Origin of the sequence: Streptomyces sp. NPDC007164 (genome assembly GCF_040634135.1) — a bacterium.
In the GTDB taxonomy this organism is placed as follows: Bacteria; Actinomycetota; Actinomycetes; order Streptomycetales; family Streptomycetaceae; genus Streptomyces; species Streptomyces sanglieri.
In genome coordinates this window covers 1-3,049 of record NZ_JBEYFB010000127.1, presented here as the reverse complement: position 1 = coordinate 3,049, position 3,049 = coordinate 1, and the positions used below count along the sequence as shown (strand labels likewise).

The 3,049-nt window shown below is 70.5% G+C and carries 2 protein-coding genes; both read right to left on the bottom strand.

Annotated features, from left to right (window positions below):
• Positions 1–139: 139 nt before the first annotated feature.
• Positions 140–1,396 carry a Gfo/Idh/MocA family oxidoreductase gene (locus tag ABZ622_RS41890; protein WP_360552568.1) on the bottom strand — a complete coding sequence of 419 codons (1,257 nt, stop codon included), beginning with the start codon at positions 1,394–1,396 and terminating at the stop codon, positions 140–142.
• Positions 1,397–1,427: 31 nt separating this feature from the next.
• On the bottom strand, positions 1,428–3,049 hold a 1,622-nt coding region (locus tag ABZ622_RS41885; RefSeq protein WP_360552566.1), incomplete at its 5' end, for a peptidase C14.

Genomic DNA, 3,049 nt, shown 5'->3' with positions numbered 1-3,049 from the left:
CAGCCGGCCAGCACACCGGCGGCGAGCACGGTGGCCAGGACGGGGGCGGCGACGGCACGGACTCTGGAACGGCGGGTGAGGAGACGGGACATGAGGTGGTCCTCCGAGGACGTGAGGGTGGGGCCGGGAAGAGGGGGAGTCACTGGGCCGGGACCGTCTGGACGGTGCCGGTGTGCCGGGCACGTTCGGCGGCGAACGCCGCGAGATGACTGCCGAGCGAGGTGGCGGGACCGGAGCGGACCGCCCCGGCGTCGCCGGTGGCGACGGCGGTGACGAACGCCTCGACGAGCGCGGCGTCCCCGCCGCCGTGCCCGTCGGCCGCGTTCGAACCGGAGGCGCCGAGTTCATGGACGGTGGTCTCGCCGGTCCGGAAGTCCTGCACCGTGACCCGCTCACCGTCCCCGATCAGCCAGCCGTGCGAGCCGAAGATCCGGGTCTGGCGGTGCGTCTGCTCGGTGAACGCCACCATCTGGAAGGTGGCGGTCACCCCGTCCGTCAGCTGCATCGCGAGGACCTGGTGGTCGACCACGTCGTTGTCGCTCCGGTACGCGCAGACGCCGTACGGGCCCTCGCGCAGCGCCTGCACGAGACCGGCCTCGTCGGTCGCCTCGGTGACATGGGTGACCGGCCAGACCGCGCCCTTCTCGCGCAGCGTCGGCATGTACAGCTTCAGCGCGCTGTACGGGCAGTCGGACTCCACCGCGCAGTCGAGGCAGCGCTCGGCGGATCCGGCCGGGGCGTTCTCCGGCCGGAAGTGCTTCAGCCCGCCGAAGCTGGACACCCGCTCGATCCGGCCGCCCATCACGTACGTGATCCAGTCCAGGTCGTGGCTGGACTTGGCGAGCAGCATCGGGGAGGAGTCCTTCTCGCTGCGCCACGGACCGCGCACATAGCTGTGCGCGTAGTGCCACCAGCCGACCGGTTCCAGATGGTCGAGGGAGACCAGCTGACCGAGTACCCCGGAGTCCACGACCTCCTTCACCAGGTCGGTGTACGGGGTGTACCGCATGACGTGGCACACCGCGAACAGGACTCCGGCCCGCTCCACACCCTCGACGATCCGCCGGGTCTCCTCCTCGGTCGGGGCGAGGGGCTTCTCGGCGAGGATCGCGTAGCCGGCCTCGGCCAGCGCCAGCACCGGCTCCACATGGAAGCGGTCCTGGGTGGCGACGATGACGGCGTCGGCGATGCGGTTTTCGACCAGCGGCCGCCAGTCGTCGAACTCGACGGGTGCGCCGGCGGCGGCCCGCGCCGCGGGGCGCGGGTCGGCGACGGCGACGAGTTCGGCGCGCTCGGGGTGCGCCTTGATCCACTCGGCGTACGTCAGACCGCGGTTGCCGGCGCCGACGAGCGCGACCCGTACGGGCCGGCCAGTGATCGGGGTATGCGTGGACACGGGAATCCCTGGTGCTCGATGGGCGTGGTGGTCAGATGCGCAGCGTGGCCGCGGTGTGGGCGACGCGGTCGCCCTCGTCCGGCAGCGCGGTGCGCTCGGTGCCGTCCTCGACGCAGCCGGTGTGCAGCAGATGGCTGTCGCCGGTGAACGCCGCGGGCCGCAGTTCGAGCCGGCCGCCGGTGAAGGTGGAGCCGGTGGCCCGGTAGCGGTTGGGGCCCTCGGTGGCCAGCACATGGGCGGTGCCCTTGGGCGCGGTCGAGTCGAGGCCGGTGAGCTGCCAGTCGACGGTCCGTCCGGAGCCGGTACGGGTGAGCAGGGCGCCGTCCTTGTTGGTGCCGCTCAGCCGTGTTCCGTCGACGCGCAGCCGCTGGTCCTTCGCCGAGGTCAGTTTCAGCCCGCTGTCGCGGAGTTCGCCGCCCAGCACGGTGACCTCGGAGTGTGCGAGCGAGACCGGGGCGGTGTCCTTGGAGCCGGTCAGCGTGCACTGGTCCAGAGTGAGCGGGCCGGTGCCGTTGAACACCGCGCCGTCGACGCCCTTCAGAGTGGAGCGCTGAAGGGTGAGCGGGGCGGTGACATTGGCCTGGGTGATCTCCGCGCCCGACGCGAACGCGAACGAGGAGTCGGCGATCACATTGGGGCGGGCCGAGAGGTCCGAGGCCCGGGAGACGATCAGCGGACCGGTGGCCGTGCAGCCGCGCATCTGCACACCGTCGGCGTTGACCCAGAGCATTCCGGAGCCCGCGAGGGACTTCTTGCCGATGACCAGGACGTCCTCCAGGGTCAGATCGGTGATCTTGACCCGGGCCACGAACCAGGAGCAGGCGTGCCGGCGTACGGTGATCCGCTTGGCCCTGCCGCCCCAGGCCGCGCCGGAGTTGGCGAAGGTCATCAGGCCGGAGTTGCCGGTGTAGACGAGGTCGTGCTCGAACTGGCCGTGCGTCACGAACGGGCCCTCGTCGTCACCGTCGCCGTGGCAGTTGGTGACATAGCAGTAGGCGGAGGCCGTGAAGTCGTTGAGGTGACGGGCGTTGGAGGTGTGACAGTCCTCGACGTGCCCGTACAGACAGTAGATCTGCTGGGTGAGGTAGCCCGCGCCGCCGTAGGTGACGGACTTCGGGTTGGTCAGCGAGCACTGCTCGGTGCGGTAGTACGTGCACCAGCGGCGCATCACCACCGGCCAGAAGGTGCCGATGGCCTCGATCCCGGAGACGTCGCAGCGCACCGCGTACTCGTAGGCGACCGGGTGCGAGCCGGTCATCTCGTCCTCGCCCCAGCCCTCGAAGACCATGTTGCGGACGTGGGCGCGGTCGACGGGCTCGACGCGGGTCCAGGTCAGGGTGCGGCCGGCGGCCAGGTCCCAGCCGATCTGGTAGTTGACCCGGATGTGCGTCGGGTCGACGACATCGGTGACCTGGACGAGCCGCTGGATCTCCTTCTCGTACTTCCCGGCCAGCGCGTTGATCTCCACGGCCCACCACTGGCCCACGGCGAACTTCGACGAGTCACCGACCTCGAAGAGGTCCGACAGGTCCGGCATCGCCGCGCTCAGGGTGTGTTCGACGGTGGTGTCGGTGACGGTGCCGCGGAAGGAGAGGACGGCGCCGAAGGGGTTGTCGTGGGTGTTCTTCTCGATGCCTTCGGTGCGTATGCGGT